The 18,774-nt window shown below is 41.2% G+C and carries 20 protein-coding genes; 11 read left to right on the forward strand and 9 right to left on the reverse strand.

The genetic code is table 11. The features are described 5' to 3' along the window. Positions 1–10: 10 nt before the first annotated feature. Positions 11–781, reverse strand: coding sequence for an LOG family protein (locus AC1XUE_RS17275; protein ID WP_483357234.1), 771 nt, complete (start codon positions 779–781; stop codon positions 11–13). 125 nt (positions 782–906) lie between these two features. Here AC1XUE_RS17275 and rpiB point away from each other — a divergent pair, with 125 nt between their 5' ends. Continuing rightward, the gene (rpiB, locus tag AC1XUE_RS17280; protein ID WP_483357235.1) at positions 907–1,338 is read left to right on the forward strand and encodes a ribose 5-phosphate isomerase B; all 432 of its coding nucleotides are present in this window, start codon (positions 907–909) and stop codon (positions 1,336–1,338) included. Position 1,339: 1 nt separating this feature from the next. Here the strand turns inward: rpiB and AC1XUE_RS17285 are convergent, their stop codons facing one another. Then, a complete protein-coding gene (locus AC1XUE_RS17285; RefSeq protein WP_483357236.1) occupies positions 1,340–2,752 on the reverse strand; it encodes a hypothetical protein in 1,413 nt (470 codons plus the stop codon). A 177-nt stretch (positions 2,753–2,929) separates the two neighbouring features. On the opposite strand from AC1XUE_RS17285, the gene rbfA reads away from it, so the two are divergent. The 3 genes from rbfA to AC1XUE_RS17300 are packed head-to-tail and all read left to right on the forward strand — an operon-like array spanning position 2,930 to position 7,203. Continuing rightward, positions 2,930–3,313 (forward strand): 30S ribosome-binding factor RbfA, encoded by a 384-nt coding sequence (gene rbfA / locus AC1XUE_RS17290; RefSeq protein WP_483357237.1) that lies wholly within the window; start codon positions 2,930–2,932, stop codon positions 3,311–3,313. Positions 3,314–3,330: 17 nt separating this feature from the next. Further along, complete coding sequence (locus AC1XUE_RS17295; protein WP_483357238.1) at positions 3,331–4,557, forward strand: FtsX-like permease family protein; 1,227 nt, start codon at positions 3,331–3,333, stop codon at positions 4,555–4,557. Between the two features lie 60 nt (positions 4,558–4,617). Further along, entirely contained in the window at positions 4,618–7,203 is a 2,586-nt protein-coding gene (locus AC1XUE_RS17300; protein WP_483357239.1) for a M1 family aminopeptidase, read from the forward strand. A gap of 76 nt (positions 7,204–7,279) precedes the next feature. Here AC1XUE_RS17300 and AC1XUE_RS17305 read toward each other — a convergent pair whose 3' ends face one another. The 3 genes from AC1XUE_RS17305 to AC1XUE_RS17315 all read right to left on the reverse strand — a co-directional run bounded on the left by AC1XUE_RS17305 (position 7,280) and on the right by AC1XUE_RS17315 (position 10,653). Next, positions 7,280–8,341 (reverse strand): substrate-binding domain-containing protein, encoded by a 1,062-nt coding sequence (locus AC1XUE_RS17305; protein WP_483357240.1) that lies wholly within the window; start codon positions 8,339–8,341, stop codon positions 7,280–7,282. A gap of 160 nt (positions 8,342–8,501) precedes the next feature. Further along, positions 8,502–9,602, reverse strand: coding sequence for a 2Fe-2S iron-sulfur cluster-binding protein (locus AC1XUE_RS17310; protein WP_483357241.1), 1,101 nt, complete (start codon positions 9,600–9,602; stop codon positions 8,502–8,504). Next, positions 9,568–10,653 (reverse strand): hypothetical protein, encoded by a 1,086-nt coding sequence (locus AC1XUE_RS17315; RefSeq protein WP_483357242.1) that lies wholly within the window; start codon positions 10,651–10,653, stop codon positions 9,568–9,570. Before AC1XUE_RS17315 ends, AC1XUE_RS17310 begins: the two co-directional genes overlap by 35 nt. 186 nt (positions 10,654–10,839) lie before the next feature. Between AC1XUE_RS17315 and AC1XUE_RS17320 the strand changes: the two genes are divergently transcribed. After that, positions 10,840–12,324: an ArnT family glycosyltransferase gene (locus tag AC1XUE_RS17320; protein ID WP_483357243.1), complete on the forward strand. Its 1,485-nt coding sequence runs from the start codon at positions 10,840–10,842 to the stop codon at positions 12,322–12,324. A 33-nt stretch (positions 12,325–12,357) separates the two neighbouring features. Here the strand turns inward: AC1XUE_RS17320 and AC1XUE_RS17325 are convergent, their stop codons facing one another. The 3 genes from AC1XUE_RS17325 to rplU form a co-directional block, all read right to left on the reverse strand. Beyond that, a complete protein-coding gene (locus AC1XUE_RS17325) occupies positions 12,358–12,954 on the reverse strand; it encodes a NifU family protein (RefSeq protein WP_483357244.1) in 597 nt (198 codons plus the stop codon). A 317-nt stretch (positions 12,955–13,271) separates the two neighbouring features. After that, positions 13,272–13,544, reverse strand: coding sequence for a 50S ribosomal protein L27 (gene rpmA / locus AC1XUE_RS17330; protein ID WP_483357245.1), 273 nt, complete (start codon positions 13,542–13,544; stop codon positions 13,272–13,274). Positions 13,545–13,624: 80 nt separating this feature from the next. Next, a complete protein-coding gene (gene rplU, locus AC1XUE_RS17335; protein ID WP_115834265.1) occupies positions 13,625–13,936 on the reverse strand; it encodes a 50S ribosomal protein L21 in 312 nt (103 codons plus the stop codon). Between the two features lie 376 nt (positions 13,937–14,312). Here rplU and AC1XUE_RS17340 point away from each other — a divergent pair, with 376 nt between their 5' ends. The 6 genes from AC1XUE_RS17340 (at position 14,313) to AC1XUE_RS17365 (ending at position 18,040) form a co-directional block, all read left to right on the forward strand. After that, positions 14,313–14,966 carry a thioredoxin family protein gene (locus AC1XUE_RS17340; RefSeq protein WP_483357246.1) on the forward strand — a complete coding sequence of 218 codons (654 nt, stop codon included), beginning with the start codon at positions 14,313–14,315 and terminating at the stop codon, positions 14,964–14,966. A 25-nt stretch (positions 14,967–14,991) separates the two neighbouring features. Further along, the gene (locus tag AC1XUE_RS17345; RefSeq protein ID WP_483357247.1) at positions 14,992–15,894 is read left to right on the forward strand and encodes an SMP-30/gluconolactonase/LRE family protein; all 903 of its coding nucleotides are present in this window, start codon (positions 14,992–14,994) and stop codon (positions 15,892–15,894) included. Positions 15,895–16,082: 188 nt separating this feature from the next. Continuing rightward, positions 16,083–16,769 carry a DUF1361 domain-containing protein gene (locus AC1XUE_RS17350; protein ID WP_483357248.1) on the forward strand — a complete coding sequence of 229 codons (687 nt, stop codon included), beginning with the start codon at positions 16,083–16,085 and terminating at the stop codon, positions 16,767–16,769. Then, entirely contained in the window at positions 16,744–17,130 is a 387-nt protein-coding gene (locus tag AC1XUE_RS17355; protein ID WP_483357249.1) for a diacylglycerol kinase family protein, read from the forward strand. Before AC1XUE_RS17350 ends, AC1XUE_RS17355 begins: the two co-directional genes overlap by 26 nt. 35 nt (positions 17,131–17,165) lie before the next feature. Beyond that, positions 17,166–17,717 (forward strand): hypothetical protein, encoded by a 552-nt coding sequence (locus AC1XUE_RS17360; RefSeq protein ID WP_483357250.1) that lies wholly within the window; start codon positions 17,166–17,168, stop codon positions 17,715–17,717. A gap of 20 nt (positions 17,718–17,737) precedes the next feature. After that, positions 17,738–18,040 carry a winged helix-turn-helix domain-containing protein gene (locus AC1XUE_RS17365; protein ID WP_483357251.1) on the forward strand — a complete coding sequence of 101 codons (303 nt, stop codon included), beginning with the start codon at positions 17,738–17,740 and terminating at the stop codon, positions 18,038–18,040. A gap of 153 nt (positions 18,041–18,193) precedes the next feature. On the opposite strand, the gene AC1XUE_RS17370 is transcribed toward AC1XUE_RS17365, so the two are convergent. Next, positions 18,194–18,697 (reverse strand): DUF2911 domain-containing protein, encoded by a 504-nt coding sequence (locus tag AC1XUE_RS17370; RefSeq protein WP_483357252.1) that lies wholly within the window; start codon positions 18,695–18,697, stop codon positions 18,194–18,196. Between the last annotated feature and the right edge of the window lie 77 nt (positions 18,698–18,774).

The following is an 18,774-nucleotide window of genomic DNA, read 5'->3' on the forward strand; positions in this document are numbered from 1 at the left end:
ACACTCAAAATCAGAAGTTAGGTTTCAGTAAATATTTGGAATAAAAGGAATCTATAACCTTCACAGCTTCATCAGGCGTATCAACGATGCTGATCAGTTTCATATCCTCGGGACTAATGTTTTGCTCAGTCAGCATAGTTCCCTTTATCCAGTCGATCAATCCCTGCCAATACGAAGTACCAACAAGTACAATCGGGAAACGCCCTATTTTTTTTGTTTGAATCAATGTCATTGCCTCGAACAATTCATCCAGCGTACCAAAGCCACCCGGCATCACAATAAATCCCTGGGAATACTTTACAAACATCACTTTCCGAACAAAGAAAAAGTCGAAATTAATGTTTTTATCAGGATCGATATAAATGTTGCTATGCTGTTCAAAAGGTAGTTTGATATTTAATCCCACCGATTTTCCACCCTGTTCAAAGGCACCTTTGTTACCAGCCTCCATGATACCGGGTCCACCACCGGTAATAACTCCGTAGCCATGACGCACTAGCTTTGCAGCAATATCTTCTGCTATTTTATAATAAGGATTATCAGGTAAAGTGCGGGCGGATCCGAAGATGGATACACATGGACCTATTTTAGCCATTTTGTCAAATCCTTCCACAAATTCGGCCATTACTTTAAATATAACCCAGGAGTCAGCGCTTTTTATCTCACTCCAGTTTCTATCTTCAAACGCTTCTTTTATTCGTTTTTCATCTTCCGGAACTGCCGGATTTAAGAGGGATACGTCTATCAGTTCACCTTCAGTTGGTTTTATTTCTTCACTCATATTGATAAAGTCAATTTAGTTATAAAACAGATAATACTACCTTTATAGCACAATTCGCTTATAAAGTAAAATTCACCAATTCACCGCCTTTTTCACACAGAGGGGTTACAATTAACAAAAAAGTAATGAGAAAAATTGCTATTGGTTCAGATCATGCCGGATTTCCTTACAAAGAGCCCGTGATCAACTGGCTTACCACCAACGGTTTTGAGGTAAAAGATTTCGGAACGTACAGCGAAGAATCTGCTGACTACGCCGATTTTGCACATCCGGTCGCCAGTGGTGTGGAGAATGGAGAATTTGAAAAGGGCGTTTTATTATGTGGAAGCGGACAAGGCGTTTGCATCACTGCCAACAAGCATCAGGGCATACGTGCAGCACTTGTTTGGGATTTACCTTTGGCACCATTAGCCAGACAGCACAATGATGCAAATGTAATTTGTCTTCCGGTAAGATTCATCGAACTGGAAACTGCATTAGCCAGTATCCAGGCATTCCTAAATACTGAATTTGAAGGTGGCAGACATCAGACGCGCGTCGATAAAATTGCGTGCTGATCTAAATTTTACGTTGATAAATACCTTTCCAGGGACTGGGTACATATTGCCTTTTGAGGGCAGGTACCCGGTTCAATAATTTGGGCATGATATTCGATTTATCAATCACATAATCAGGCGGATCTTTCCGAAAGTTATCATAGATGTGGATTACGCTGTCGAAGTTATCCAGATTCATTAAATCGTAACTGGCCAGATCCCAGTTGAGATAGGGCGTTGCCGTATGATTGTTTACATATTCTCCCGAATGCTGACCCAGCACCAATATTCTTTTATTCCGAATTTCTGATGGCAGTGCGGCCTCCTTTACACGCAGGTTTTCCAGTTTTCCCATCGCAACACCAGGCAAGATTCCGCGTAACCCCTGGTATTGGATCAGCACAATCATGGCGCCCATGAATATGAACTGAACCTCATCCAGTATGCTCTTCTTTTTAAAACTCTGGAAGTAATGTGTTGCAAAAAACGCCGCCGGCGGAATGAAGACGAGAAATTGCATGGGTGCCAGGTATTGCATCAATGGAATGCTGAAAACAGCTATGATGAACCATAAAGCCATTACCTGCTGAATTCTGGTCTGATAATTCACAAACCTTTGTGTTGTAAAAATCCGTGTAAAACCCATAATACCAAACCCCAGAGGCAGGAGTAGCGATGCAAGAAGCGATGCAAAATCGTTGAAGTTATATTGCTTTACCTGAAAAACAGAGGTTAACAGATTTCGGTTTAAGCTTTCTACACTATCATTCATATAGAAGAACAAAACGACCATTAGCAAAGGAAAAACCGATCCGAATAGCCCCAACAGATGATGACGGATGGTTGAACCGGTATAGAACAGTAAAGCAAGAAAAGCCCAAACCATAAAAAGTGAAGCGGGCAGATAGAACAATGTAGCTATGCCTATATACATGCCCATTTCAAAAACCTGATTGGTTACTTCACGACGAACCAGAATTTTCACTATAGAGCCAAAAGCAAACAGTAAAAAGGTATTCGCCAGCAACATGGGTGAAAGTGTACCCAGGTCAAATGATACATTCAGAAACAGGGCATAGATAGCTCCCGGAACAAACGTCCTTTCAGGGAACGCATCACGGGAATTAATCACATAGTTGAAATAAATGATCTGGATCAGAGATACGATCACCGCTGTGAGCTGATATACCCATTGCTGCCTTCCGAAAAGTGTATCGAGCAACCAGTAGACCATACCAGAGAAAGGACTCACATTATCCCATATATCCCTATATAGCATAAAACCATGATGCATCTGTTCACCTACCAGCATCCAGCTATGCTCAGGAATCAGCAAAGGAGCTCCACCCAGAAAAAAAGGTAACCTCAGTAGCAGGAAAAATATAACCAGACTGACGATCTGGTACTTCGCATTAACTCTGAAAAAACTTAGCAAGAAATGTGTCGGTTATGAATCCCGTGAGAATAACTTTCACGAAATTACAACGCCGGGTTCTACAAAAACAAAATAAGTATAGATATTTGTGGTTATTTAAATACAAAACAGCCGATATCGACCTGTTTTAAAATGACACTATTGTGCACAAAAAGCACAAAATCTATATAACAACAAATGGAATCAAAAAGACAGCAAAAGGTAGGGAGACAGATTCAGAAAGATCTGGGTGAGATTTTTCAGAAAGATGCGCAGCATCTTACAAGTGGATCATTCGTAACCATCACTGCCGTACGCGTTACGCCGGATCTAGGTATAGCAAGAGCCTACCTGAGCTTCCTGCCAGATAAAAATAAAAGTTTCCTGCTGGAAACGATTCGGGAGAATACTAAATTTTTCCGTCAAAAGCTTGGTGATCGTGTACGCCATCAACTACGTATTGTACCACATCTGCAATTTTACATCGATGATACTGCAGAATATGCAGACAAAATGAATCAGCTTTTTTCAGGCATAGTGATCCCGCCTGCTCCGGAAGAAAATGAGGAAGAATCTAACTGAGTCGACATACCGCTGAAATGGATCTTTCTTACCGGATAGCCAAAAGATATTTCTTTTCCCGCAACAAGCGTAGTTTCATCAGTGTTATTGCCCGCATCGCCATGGCAGGTGTGGGGGTAGGAACTATGGCTATGGTGGTAGTGCTTTCGGTATTTAATGGCATGGAAGATCTGAACAGGAAAATTTTCCGAACATTCGATGCTGATGTAAAGATTCTTCCTAGGGAAGGTAAAAGATTCGCCGTTTCAGACTCATTGATACATATCATTCAATCATTAGACGGTGTGAAGTCGGTTACGCAGGTCATTGAAGATAATGCGCTTGCACGATATGGCAATTCACAAACCATTGTCAGGATTAAAGGAGTGGACAGCAATTTTGTTTCTACCGGTCAGCTTGATTCTGCTTTGATAGAAGGATCTCTTAAATTGTACGGTCCTAACGGCACCCCTTATGCCATAGTCGCCGAAGGTATACGAAATGCGCTGTCTATTTCTCTGGCTGAAATACTCGTCCCTATTGAGCTTTTATACCCCAATACGGGAAAAAAAACACTAAATCTCAACTCTCCTGATGCATTCAGTCAGACACTGATACGACCTGGGGGTATATTTTTTATTGAGACAAGATATGACGATTACATTATAGCTCCGTTGGCAATAGTAGAATCACTGATGCAATACGACGGAGAGCGATCAGCCCTGGAAATACAAACAGCTCCGGGGTATTCAGAAGTAAAGGTAAGTGATGCCATTTCTAAAAGACTTAGCAAGGATTTTGTAGTAAAAGACAGGGATTCCCTCAACGCGGATTTATTAAGAGCAATTCGTGTCGAAAAACTTTTTGTTTCCATCACATTGTCACTGATCATTCTTGTTGCTGCTATTAATATATTCTTTTCACTGAGTATGCTTGCCATCGAGAAAAAGAAGGATGTGGCTATGCTTTATGCACTCGGAGCAACGCCAGTTCTGGTTAGGAACATATTTTTATTTGAAGGCGGTATCGTAGCATTTAGCGGAGCACTGGCAGGCCTTGCTTCCGGAATAGGCATATGCTGGGCACAAATGGAGTATGGGTTTGTATCTATGGGTATGGCTAGTTCGCTTGTAGATGCCTATCCTGTGAAATTAATATGGGGAGATATATTCTTTACCGGAGCCATTATCGTTATCATTACCATGGCTGTTTCCTATATCCCAGCACGAAGAGCTGCAGAAACCAGCGTGACATTTAAGGTTTAGGGACCAAAATCAGATAAATAATTGAATCACTTCACCCTTACGTCCAAACCAGAAACGGTTATGACCACAAATATGAATTATAGTTTTATTAAAAAGAGCATACACACGCTTTCTTTCTTACTCATTTTATTAATTGCCGCCAGTTCGCACGCTGCGTCGGTACTGCCGGACACACTATACCGTAGAGTGCCGGGAATGATAACACCAAAAGGACCTTACAGACCGGAAAAAACAGTAAAAAGTGATATTTTATATACACGACTTGATGTAAGTTTCGACTGGCAACGCCAACAAATGCCAGCCACCGCCATTATCAAATTCAAGCCGCACTTTTATCCCTCCAGTACACTTGAACTGGATGCGAAAGGCTTTGACATTAAAGAAGTTGTATTACTCGACAGCCTTTCTGAATATGGAGATGCATCCGCAGCTGACATCAACAAGCGTATTCTTCAAAAACTCGAGTATACCTATGATAAGCGTAAACTGAATATCAAACTCGGTAAAACTTACACCAGAAAAGACACACTGGATATACGCATCACTTACACAGCCAAACCGAATGACCTTCCTCGCGATCAGCCAGGTGATCATCCATCGGACAAAGGGTTGTATTTCATCAATGCGGATGGCATGGAAGAGGGGAAGCCAAAACAAATCTGGACGCAGGGTGAAACAGAAGGTAGCTCATGCTGGTTTCCCACCATCGACGCTCCTAATCAGAAAATGACCCAGGACATTTACATTACAGTTGACAGTACATATAAGACGCTTTCTAACGGCTTACTGGTAGGCCAGGAAACAAAAAAAGGCCTTCGTACCGACCATTGGAAACAATCCTTACCTCACGCTCCCTATTTGGCTATGATGGCGATCGGTGACTTTGCGGTAGCAAAGGATATGATGCCAAGTGGTATAGAACTAAGCTATTATGTAGAACCTAAATACGGTGGTGATGCACATGCCATATTCGGTAGAACACCGGAGATGATCGGCTTCTTTTCAAACATTTTTGGTGTAGATTTCCCTTGGGAAAAGTATGCACAAGTAGCGGTTAGAGATTTCGTGGCCGGCGCTATGGAAAATACGTCTGCTACTACGCACGAAGAATCGGTACAAAATGACACACGTTCACTCATCGACGGTAATTCCGATGCAGTGATCGCACATGAGCTTGCCCATCAGTGGTTTGGAAATTACGTAACCTGCGAAGAATGGGGACAATTACCATTGAACGAATCTTTCGCCAACTACTCTGAATACCTGTGGAGCGAATACAATGATGGTAAAAATGAGGCAGACTGGCAGAACCTGCAGGAAATGAAGCAATACTTCGGTGAAGCTGAAACGAAGCAGGAACCGATGATCCGGTATTTTTATAAAGATGCCGAAAATATGTTTGATAGTCACTCCTATGCCAAAGGAGGCAGAATCCTGCATATGTTAAGAAAATATACAGGTGACGAGGCATTTTTCGCATCACTTAAACATTACCTGCTATCACATGCATTTGGAACTGCAGAAATTGATGACCTCAGAGTTTCTTTTGAAAAAGTGACGGGTGAAGACCTCAACTGGTTTTTTGATCAATGGTTCCACACACCGGGACACCCTCAACTTAAAGTAGAACAGCAGTACGCTTCAAATAAGGTTGTGCTGAAAATCAGACAAACGCAAGATACCCTGGCCACTACTGTGTACCGCCTACCCATGAAAGTAGATGTGTGGGTAGCAGGCAAAAAAAGCCGACACGAAATTATAATTGACAAAGTAAATCAGAGCTTTGAGTTTCCCGCCGCAAAAAAACCAGATCTGGTATTGATTGATGCGGAATCGCAGCTTCTGGGCACAATCGAGCACGAAAAGATACGTCCGGAAATGGCTTTCCAATATTCCCATTCTTCTGACTTCTTACCTAAGTATGAAGCGTTATCAAGTCTTGAAGGAAAACTGGCAGACACCACCGCCCGTGGCATTCTGATCAGAGCGATGAATGATCCGTTCTGGAAACTTCGTCAGATGGCTATTTCCAACTTTTCTGAATATGAAGGTGAGGGTTTTGTAAACATTGAAAAAATCATTCAGGACAGAGCCAGGCTGGACCCTCATCCACAGGTACGGTCAGAAGCAATCATCACATTGGCTTCTTACGGTGACAATAACAGCGACAGTATTTATCGTCAGGCCCTGGAAGACAGTTCTTACCAGGTTGTATCGGTAGCTTTGGAAAAGTATCTGATGGGACAACCTTCCGATGCGGGTGAAATTGCGGCACGTTTCGAAGATTCACCAAACGATGCCATTGTAACATCAGTAGGTAATTATTATGCAGGATTAGCCGAACCTGGTCGTTACAGTTGGTTTCTGGATAAGATGAAGAGAATGAAACCGTCAGACAAATACAATTTCCTGCAGGTTTTCGGAAAATATCTGATTAAATCGAAGCAGGATATCCAACGGCAGAGCATTCCGATTCTGGAAAGCCTGGCACGCAACAATCCGGCCTATTTCGTACGATTCGGAGCGTTTCAGGTACTGGGCCTGTTAACTGACATACAGGGCGTAAATTCGATCAGAAAAGACATCAGAGCCAAAGAAACAGAACCAAAACTGAAGGAAATGTACAGTCAGTTCGGAGAATTCTGATCGATATCTCATTAAGCAAAATGCCCTGATTTCACTTGTGATCTCAGGCATTTTGCTTTTTACCGATAGCATGTAATCAGGTGGGATCAAGATAATAATCCAGATTCTCTTTTGTAATGATATCCAGAGGAAGAAACTTAATGGGGGGAATATCCTGATTGAACACCAGATAATTAGCCAATTGGTGAATCCCCCAATACCCTTGCCCCAGCGGATTTTGATTGATCAGGAACTGGATTCTACCATTTTCAAGATATTCAAGATTGGGTTGTAGCAAATCATAACCGACGAGCTTTATACCTTCTATTCCCTGCTTCTCCAGATAGGCGGCTACTTCAAATGCCTTGGAGTTTGTAACATATATACCCTTTACACGAGGATCCGTTGTGAGAATGTCTTCCAGATGCGCGTCTATATTAACATCAAAAGCGTCAATATCTCTACTGATTATCTGGTATTGACTCACTTCCTTATTTTGTAAAAAATAATCCCGGAAGCCTTGTTCTTTGGTAATAAGGTGAGCTGAATTGGGAATATCTTCATTGATATGCAACACCAATAGAGCGCACGGATCAGGCAATCCATAACTCAGAATTTTAGCAGCCAGCGAGCCACTTCTATACGAATCCTGACCTATATAGCAGAGCGGATCAACACTTTCAATCTGCGTATTAAAAAGTACGTAAGGGATACCCTGAGATTTCCAGTTTTCAAAAAATGGCATTACTTCTTTATAAAAAACGGGAGCTATAAGCACACCATCCGGATTCTCCTTAGTAGCCTCGTTCGCTTTTGTCAAAAAAGATTGTACAACATGAGGAGTAAAAACATGACGGCTAATCCGTATACCATATTGCCGCAGCTCCTTTTCTGCACGCTCAATACCAGCAAGCGGAGCTTCCCAGTACGAATCAACTGCCGCATCGGGAATCAGTACAGCAATATGATAAGTCCGTTGGGACTTCAGAGACTGTGCAATGCGGTTTGGCTCATAATTCAGCTCCTTTATAATGGCAAGTATCCGTTCCCGGACGTCTTCTGCTACCCGCCCTCTGTTATGTAGCACACGGTCAACCGTCCCTTTCGACGTCCCTGCGCGTTCTGCTATATCCTTGATCCGGATGATCTTATTTTTCACCTACCACTGCTTATGGTTTACAAAAAAGCCCTCTAATCTGTAAAAATAGTATTATTTGTCACGATTGAAAGGTATAAAAATGCAGTCTTTCCTTAGAGACTGCAATTTGGATCAAAAACATACTGGTTCGAACCTGTCAATTCCGTTCATTTTACGTGCTCTAACGCACTTCTACTCTCACATCATCGCCATCTACATAAGATGAACAGGTCAGTATCCAGCCTTCGGCCACGTCACGGTCAGTGAGTACTTCGTTAAAGCTCATATGCACCTCTCCGTGTGTGCGTAGCGCAGCACAAGTCGCACACCTTCCCCCCTTGCAACTATAAGGAATGTTAATCCCGGATTGAAGTGCTGCATCCAGTATCGTCGTATGAGCTGGCACAAGCAATTTGTGAACTTTCTCACGAACTGTTAGATGGATTGTACGGGGATACGATACTGGTGGTGGAGGAGGAAGCTTTTCAATCACAAAGTTTTCTTTACGAATCTGGTCCTTCCCGAAACCCATATAATGAAGGGTGATTTCTATGGATCGCATAAGCTCATAAGGCCCACAAATAAAAAATCTGGCGAGGCCCTTCGAAAAATACAGATTTTTACTGACTAACTGTTCAAGTCTGGTATTATTGATTCTTCCCCGTATTCCATTCCAATCCTCTGCAGGCTGACTGTGAATATGAATAACTTTAAATCTTGATGGATAGTGTCTTTCCAGTTCAGCGATCTGATCCAGGAACAATGCATGTTTATCGTGTCTGTTGGCATATATCAAAGTTACAAATCCTTCATCTCCTTCAATTAATACATGCTTGAGAATTGAAAATAGCGGAGTGATTCCGCTTCCTCCGGCCAGTAAAATGATATCCCGGGCTCCGTAATCGTCTTTATCCAGCACGAACCGGCCAGCTGGATGTAAACATTTGAAAGTAGCCCCTACCCGGGCATGATCCAGCCAATACCTTGAAACCTCACCATTAGAAACTCTTTTGACCGTAATAGCAGGGTACTTATCCACATCAGGTGCCGAGCTCATGGAATACGATCGGCGTATTTCACGACCGTGCAGAGAAATTAGAAAAGTGAGAAACTGACCAGCCTGATAAACTAATTCCTGTCCATCGACTCTCTCGAACACAAATGTTTTTACATCGTGCTTTTCAACAATGATTTCTCTGATACGTAATAAGATAGTTTCGTCGTCCATATTATAAATAGCCTTGGAATCATGCTGTCTGTTGCTGATTCCAGAGTGTTTCATATTCAAATAGTAAAACCCAACAATGTGCTTCGCAGACCCAATGCATATGAAATAGAGGACTCACCGAAAGCCGGTACAATAAAGGATTTTCGTATGCTGTCAACAAGCCTGCGATAAAGAAGTAAAATCCTTCAAAATCAGCCGCATTGTAATTCTCAACAGGAACGCGTGGCGTTTTTATCCCTAGTCTCAGCAACGCAGTAGAAAGAATCACGGTGTCCATCTTACTTTCCGGTTTACTGAGCAAACTTAATGTGTCATCAATCAACTTCTGTCTGATTCCTGTGAGAGCGGGTGGATTGAATGCACCGATCAGCCTTGCAACGTGGTAAATAATGAGGGCGGTACGCGGATACTGGTGTGCACACCTAAACGGAACGGACATATATCTGCCCGATTCAATCACAGACCTTATATATTCCAAACTGGCCTCATCATGTCGGTTTATGGGAAGACTGTATTTAAAAATACAGTACATCAGATTGCACAACACGCTCACATCGAATTCAATATACATGTTTTTGCCAAACCAGGTAGAATAAGCAGGCAACATACGGTACTCAGGATAGGTATTTCGTATCCACTGCTTATATCCATTGGCATGAATGGTCAGTTTTTCTTTCAGCCAGTTCAGTTCTTCGTCAGAAGGATTGGTGGTCAGATAGACAAAGGCAGTATCATCCACGTCATCCGGAATCCGGAAATGTTCATATCTGCGAAAAATATACCCATTAGGAAAATGACGGGAAGGTTTTGTCTTCCAGAAATTATAAGTCTTGAGTCCATCTTTGTTTCTGAAATCGGGATAATGGGCTGTTATATTTTTACAAATCTGATCGATACTTTTCTGCAAATCAGGTTCCTGTTGTGCTTTTAGTGACTGTAAGGTGAAAGCACTGATGGCTGAAAAGAAGATGGTGGTGTCCGGGCGTTTGTACCTGATCAATGGATTGACTCTATAGGCAGGAAAAATGCCAGAGGGAAAATAGGGTTCACTACCTGATTGTAATTTTTCAATCTGGTCAATAAATCTGGTCAGCGTATTTTTCATCTTTTGGAAATTTACAACAAAACTTATTGCCTGACCAGAAATCAGACAGATTTTCAGTCCTTGTATGTTACCGCTTAATAACTTCTTAAATGTAATTGTGCTACTATTCCTAATTCCTACGAATTTTGCAGTGCATTTTTTTGATTTTGCACGCTCACGTTATAACTGCATCACACCTTTTGAACAATGCCGAAGATTGAAAGTACTAGTCAAAGTAAAAATCTTTTGTCCCTGGGATGGACTCTGACCGTTTGCTTTATAGGAATGACGTTCATACCCAGATCGTTCGATCACGTGCAATTTGTTGATGGATTGGCCTACGCTTCCATTTCCAGAAACATGGCAAACGGATTAGGCTCATTTTGGCAACCCTATTTTGCTGATTCATTCTGGTTGCCATATAATAAGTGCAGCTTTTTTTGCGAACATCCGCCACTCATGTTCTTTCTGCAGTCACTTCTTTTCAGAATTTTTGGCAACGGGATGTTCGTAGAAAACATTTACAATACTATCGTTCTTGCAGCAAGTATATATCTGATAGCCCGGATCTGGAACATCACATTCCTCAACCACGTATACATAAAACAGCAAGCCTGGCTTCCTGTATTAATGTGGTACGGTATCAGAACGGTCTGGTGGAGCATGCCTAATAATCTTCTTGACTCGACCATCACGGTTTTTTGTCTTTGTTCCTGTCTGTTTCAGTTACAGGCCATTTATTTCAAGGGGCAGCTAGCGTTTGCTTACTGGATGTTGGCTGGAATTTCGATATTTCTCGCTTGCCTTACAAAAGGGCCAACAGGTCTGTTTCCGCTTTCTTTCTCTTTAATTTATGGCATTTCTTATAGGAATACGCCCTATATCCGAGTCATATCTGGCACAGCTCTGATCTGCTGCACCTTATTGTTTTCCTTTATTATTCTTCTGCAATACCCTCCAGCAAGATTCTTTCTGACGGAATATTTGGATGGACAAGTTATCTCAGCCCTGACAAAAAAAAGAGAAAAAATTAATGATAGCTGGACTGCACATTTTTACATTTTAAATGTATTGCTTAAAGCAATAGTTCCACATATCGTTCTGCTGTTCTCTCTATATGGTGTGGAGTACTTTAGAAGAAAAAAAATCAGAATCGAAAGTGAAATAGAGAAGCCGGCCACGTTGATGTTTCTGACTTCTCTATCCGTTATACTTCCAATGATGATAAGTGTAAAACAGAGTGATTATTACTTGATGCCTGCTCTGCCCTTTGTTGCTAGCTGCTTTGCTATGCTGGCGGTAAGGCCAATAACTGCACTGTACATCAATTATACTACGTTAATAAAGTGGACATTCACACTAATATCAATATTTTTTACCTCGATCTGTGCTTATCTGACTATCAATCAGGAAGACGACTATATGTATAAAGTATCGAACGAAATCACTGAATACGTTCCTGGGCGATCAGCCATTTATTTACCTGAAAAAATAGCCTTATACTCTGAGATTCACACACCACTTCAAAGATATGCGCATCTTTCCGTCGCCTTCAATCACCACGAAACCAATTATCTGTACTTTGATAATCCTGCTTATCCCCTACTAGACTCGATCAGGCACTGTGATCAATGGAAAATAATCAATTTACAAAGTGGACCTATTTTGGCAATAAAGTCTATCGTAAAGTAAGAGCCAGTTTTTACCAAGCGTTCATATTTCAGACTAAACCCCTTCCGCTACCACTTCCTTCACGTCAGGAACCATGCGTGTCAGCAAATTTTCTATCCCCGCTTTCAAGGTTAGTGTAGATGATGGACAACCACTGCATGAACCTTGCAACAATACCTTCACTACTCCTGATTCTTCATTGAATGAGTGAAAGTTAATCGCTCCACCATCTGATTCAACTGCCGGACGAACATAAGTATCCAGCGCTGCTTTAATTTTTTGGATTGTATCCGAATCTCTGGAATCAACGATTACTGTGTTTTTCTCAATCGTTTTTTCAGCAAAAACAGGATGATTTTCTTCAAAGTATATTTTGATAAATTGCTTTGTATCACGAAGAACTTCTTCCCAGGCAATATCATCACTCTTTGTAATTGTAATAAAATTACTGGCGATAAAAACCCGCTGTACATGTGGAAACTGAAAAAGATCCGAAGCTAGCGGAGAAGCACTTCCTTCAAGCAATGCCGACTCTACAGATGGATAGTCAAAGGAGAGCCCATCCGGTACCAGTTCAAAATTCAATACGAATTTCATTGAATTAGGATTCGGACTAAGCTCTGTATATACAAAAATGGGGCGTGATAACATGGTGTTGTATTGTTACTTAAAATCTGTTTCTACTTAATTCAATAACAACACGAAGATGTTTTTTTTGGTTTAACAAAGCTTCATTGTTGTTCAAATTTTACCAATCGGATACTTAATAAGTATAATTTATTTCATAGCTCACCCAACCTCCGGTAGCATCATAGTGGTTTATAAAGACGAAACCATAGAACTAATGTTATAAACCAAATGATAAAGTTTTTATCCCTTGGGAATTAAAATAGAAGACTACAAAAACAGACAAAGACCTGCAGTATTCCTGCAGGTCTTTGTCGTAAATTTATTGTAGTACCGGAAAACTAAGCTTCTGCTACTTCAGCGATAGGCTCGATGTGAACGTAAGACTTATCTTCACGCGTCTTACGGAAAACTACATGACCTTCAACCAAGGCAAATAAAGTATGGTCACGACCGATACCTACATTTTTACCAGGATTGTGTTTTGTTCCACGCTGGCGTACCAGGATGTTTCCAGCTTTAGCATGCTGTCCACCGAATAATTTTACTCCAAGACGCTTACTTTCTGAGTCACGTCCGTTTTTCGAGCTACCTACACCTTTCTTATGTGCCATGATATCTTTACTTTAATATGTTTTCTGAATAATTTTAAAATAACTGACAGTAATTGCTGGCAGCTGAGATGATCTGCAAATTAAGCTACGATCTCGTCAATGCTGATCTTAGTCAGATACTGACGGTGACCGTTTTTCACTTTGTAACCTTTACGTCTCTTCTTTTTGAAGACGATTACTTTTTCACCTTTAAGGTGCTCAAGTACAGTTACTTTTACAGAAGCTCCTGCTACTGTAGGAAGACCTACCTGTACTGTGCCTCCGTTATCAACGAGAAGGACTTTGTCAAATACAAGTGCAGCGTTCACGTCACCTTCAAGCCTATGCGTGAAGATTTCGCGACCCTTTTCAACTTTAAATTGCTGACCTGCGATTTCTACGATTGCGTACATGTTAATTTGTTATTGGTATACTATTCGAAATTTGAGGTGCAAAGATAGACAAGTCCCCTAAGATTCACAATAGTTTACGCTGAATTATTTGCGCATACAAAAGGTTTCAAATGTGGTTATATCTGATTGGCCATCCGATCATTTAAATAACTGATAACTTGGCAATTAATTCGTGGCACTTCCCGCATAAATAGTGACCGTTCAATAAATTTTCAAATACCTCTTTTTTAAGTTAAGTAACCTGTTACCTTTATAAAATACAGGCTCTGTGAGCCATCTTTCAGGTATAAAAAGCATTAACAAACCTTAACAAGAGAAATGGTTACCTTTGGCTATGACACCGTCTTGATACCCAATGAACAAGATCAATAAACAAATGAAAATTTACGTTTGGCTCTCGTTGGTGCTTCTGTCAGGAGTAGCTGCGGCACCTGCTACAAACAGCGTGAAGAATGATGTAAATACTGAATCCTTCATACAGACCTCAGGCTACCGCATCGGGGATGCTGTAAACAGTTTCTCACTGAAAAGTACAGGCGGCGGCACAGTTTCGCTGAATGATTATACGAATACCAAAGGTATCATCGTCATATTCACTAGTAATCATTGCCCTTTTGCCAAAGCATATGAAGACCGCATTATAGCACTTCATAATAAATTTGCGTCTCAAAACTTTCCGGTGATTGCCATTAATCCCAGCGATCCTGCCACTCAACAGGATGATACGCTGGACAAAATGAAAGAAAGAGCTACCTCAAAAAATTACCCGCATCCTTACCTGGCTGATGACTTTCAGCAAACTGCGAAAGCGTTTGGGGTAGCGCGTACTCCTCAAGCATATGTACTTCAGAAAACAGGAAGTAAATTCATAGTGAAATATATTGGTATGATCGACGATAATCCTCAGGATCCTTCGGGCGCCAATAAGTTTTATGTTGAAGATGCTGTAAATAATTTACTGAATGAAAAACCAGTAGTAACCACCACTACCAAGCCAATCGGCTGTGCTATTAAGTGGAGAAATCCTTAATTCAGATCTTCTTTGATTCAGGCTCATGAAAAAGAATATTTTACAAGCCATCCTATTACTAAGCATCTCTTTTCCGACGATTGCTCAAACTGTGAGTAAAAATTTTTCGGCGCAGGGAGAGTTCACTAACAACTGTGAGGGACCGGCTGTCGACTCAGAAGGAAATGTGTACGCAGTCAATTTTGCCCGGGATGGAACAATTGCTGTGATTAACAAAAGAGGAAAAACCAGCTTCTTTACCACTTTACCCAAGGGCAGTACAGGAAATGGAATCCGTTTTGGAGATCAGAACACATTTTACGTAGCGGATTTTACAGGACACAACATATTAAAGGTGGATTTGATTACCAGAAATCTGACTGTGTTCGTGAATGAGCCCAAAATGAACCAGCCTAATGATTTGGCCATCACAGCAAAAGGCCACATTTTTTGTTCCGATCCCAACTGGAAAAATGGTACAGGACAGGTATGGCACGTGTCTCCGGATGGCAAAGCTACATTAGCAGCCGAAAACATGGGTACTACCAATGGTATCGATGTAAGTCCTGATGAGAAGACTCTTTATGTGAATGAGAGTGTGCAAAGAAATGTGTGGGCATTTGACATTGCAGCTGATGGGAAACTTAGCAATAAAAGATTGGTTCATCAATTCAGTGAGGGCGGGCTCGACGGGATGCGTTGTGATGTGCTTGGTAACCTCTATATAGCGCGTCATGGGAACGGAGAAGTGGCAGTCTTATCACCTGATGGAAAGATTATCCAAACAATAAAAACACTTGGCCAAAAGGTATCCAATATCTGCTTTGGAGGCAAAAACGGTAAAACCTGCTACATCACAATGCAGGATACCGGATGCCTGGAAACATTCAAAGCAAAAAATGCAGGTCGTGAATGGGCTATGATGAAAGCATATACTGCGTCAAAATAATCGATTTATTTTCGGGATTTACCCGGCACGACACTTCCAATATCATATCAAAAGCCACAGCATATTTCTGATCGCTGTGGCTTTCCCATTTTCAGATCATCACGCTAATCAATTTATTTCTGCGCTTCTGATAATTTAAAAAATTCAATCCGTTAACTTTGCAAAACAAAGTACTTTAAAAAAAATAAATGATGTTATTCACACTGCTCCGGTATTTAAAAAACAACCAGAAAATTGCTCTCGTAGCATTTGTCTCACTTGCGTCAGTAGCGCTACTCACTGTCAGAATACTCGCAACCCAGCATCTGGGGTTTATATTTCTGACATGGAACTTGTTCTTAGCATGGATACCGCTTCTGTTTATGAAATGGGTTTGGGAAAAAGAGGTTGCTGCTCCTTCCCCACTTTGGATACTTATGCTGTATTTTATCGTGTGGTTGTTATTCTTTCCGAATGCACCGTACATCATCACCGACCTCAAACATCTTCGTGGGGTGCCCGAAGAAATGCTTTGGTTCGATTCCCTCATGATCTTCATGTTTGCAGTTTCGGGTTTTCTGGCTGGACTTTATTCTGTTCGAATTGTGCATAGAATTGCGGTAAAGACATGGAATGTACCGGTAGCCTGGATGCTCATCACTATTTCCATGATACTGAGTGGTTTCGGAGTATTTTTGGGACGATTTGGAAGATGGAACAGCTGGGACGTATTGACACAGCCAGGCGCCTTAGTACGAGGAATCGTGACAAGTTTGCAGGACCCGCTAGCCATAAAACATACATTCGCATTTTCGTTCGTGCTCATGTTGTTGTACTTTGCGTTTCATTTTTTCGCTGAACTCAAAAATTATGAATCAACCGGTAGATATTCGTAAGGCCATTCGCAGTTTTCGATATGCCGGTATGGGGATTTACAGTTTGTTCCGTTATGAGAATAATGCCCGCATACATCTGCTTGCGTTTATACTAGTCCTTATTGCAGGAGTTTTCTTTGAAATATCTGCAATTGAATGGTGCATCGTTTCAATATTAATCGGATTGGTCTGGTCTGCTGAAGCTATCAATACCTCCATAGAAAAACTGGCTGATGTGGTCTCTCCGGATTACCACCCTGCTATAAAGGATGTAAAAGACCTGGCTGCAGCCGGAGTTTTGATACTTGCTCTTGTAGCGGTAGTGGTCGGATGTATCATTTTCATTCCCAAACTTTTAGCATTTTTCAATAACGGACTATAGTCAAATATCAGACATACATTCTGTTAACTCTCAATATGTCAACTCACTTACGATTAGCTTCATCAGAAAAAATCAACCTAATTCCGGAAGCTACAGCCATCAGCGTTTATTTCTGTAAGCATAGACGCTGGCCTTCAACCCTTGCTTTATTTTTTTTCCTGACCTCATTTTCAGGTAATACACAGGCACAAACTGTATCGGACACGCTGGGAACACCTCTGAAAAAATGGTATGATAAAGAGACTATTTATCTCCAGGGAAGCAATCGATTTGTTAAAAACAACATGCTTTACTCGGGTCATAAATCACTTTTAAGAGAGTTTTCTATATCCCAGGGCGGGTTACAACTATATCTCAAATCCAGAAGAACACGCAATATCGGATTGGCCATATCTATTGCCGGATCAGCTGGAACCATTGTATCTCTTATTTCCGGGAACCGTGATCACCTTCGAAAATTTTTCTGGGTTTCACTTGGAACAGGCGTAATTTCGTCAGCGGTCACGATGCATGCCAATAATCAGCGGGATCAGGCGGTATGGCTGCGAAACCGCGATGCTATGTTTTTAATAGATGCAAACAATTAACTGCGGGCGGCAGTGTGTGAATGGATTGGTTACAGAAGTTCAATAAAATATTTGAGAGTAAAATCAGGCTGGGACTTATGTCGGTGTTGGTTGCGAATGAATCTATGAGTTTTAATGAACTGAAGGATTTACTGGAGCTCACCGATGGCAATCTTGCATCACACCTCAGAGCACTGGAAGATGCACAATATCTGCAGGTTCAAAAACAGTTCGCAGGACGAAAACCACTTACTACGTACCGGTCCACAGAGATTGGCCAGAGAGCATTTGCGGTGCATTTGTCGGTGCTGGAAAATATGATCAGACAAAGTATGCCCGATTAGTGTGTGCTACTTAATAGACTTTTTATCCTGTTACACAGCACCTTACGTATTTGATCAATAAACCAACCTATACAAATACCGCTACGCCCTGTACCTTCAAGCTGAGGGCACTGGGCGTAGCGATCATATGTTGTTTCAAGACAGTTTATCAAATCAGAATTTTACAGGAACTGAAAACCCTTCTTTATCCCACTGAAAATCAACCGACTTATCTGTAACTGTAAAAGTAAGTTTCTCCTGAACGGTTGAATACTTTTTAGCAGGAACCGTAACTTTCAGTACATCATTGTCTTTATTTTTATCATATTCGAATGCACCTGATTGTCCCAAAACACTATTTAATATAACAGTCCACTGTTTTTCACCAGGAATGGTAAACAGGCTGTAAGTACCCGCCTTCACTGCTTTCCCTCCAAACATACCGTCCTTTTTGAAAGTAATTTCTGTTGATTTATTGGCACCGGTTCTCCAGATCGCATCATACTTTTCAAGACTTTGGCTATCCTGCTTACCAAAGATTAGTCTATCTTTCTTTGAAGGCTGTCCGTAAGCAACACTTACATTCTTACCTTCGGCCGTAACCCTTGGGCTACCTTGTGCTAACACAGTTGCAAAAGCAGCAAATACAAATAACAATGACAAGAATGATGTCTTCATAAAATTTAGAATTAAAATTTTGGTGGTAAAAAACAGTTAACGATGGAGATTGGTAAAAGTTGTGAAATGGGAGGGCT

The sequence above is a fragment of the Dyadobacter sp. HNCC25DJ187 genome, from assembly GCF_056895255.1.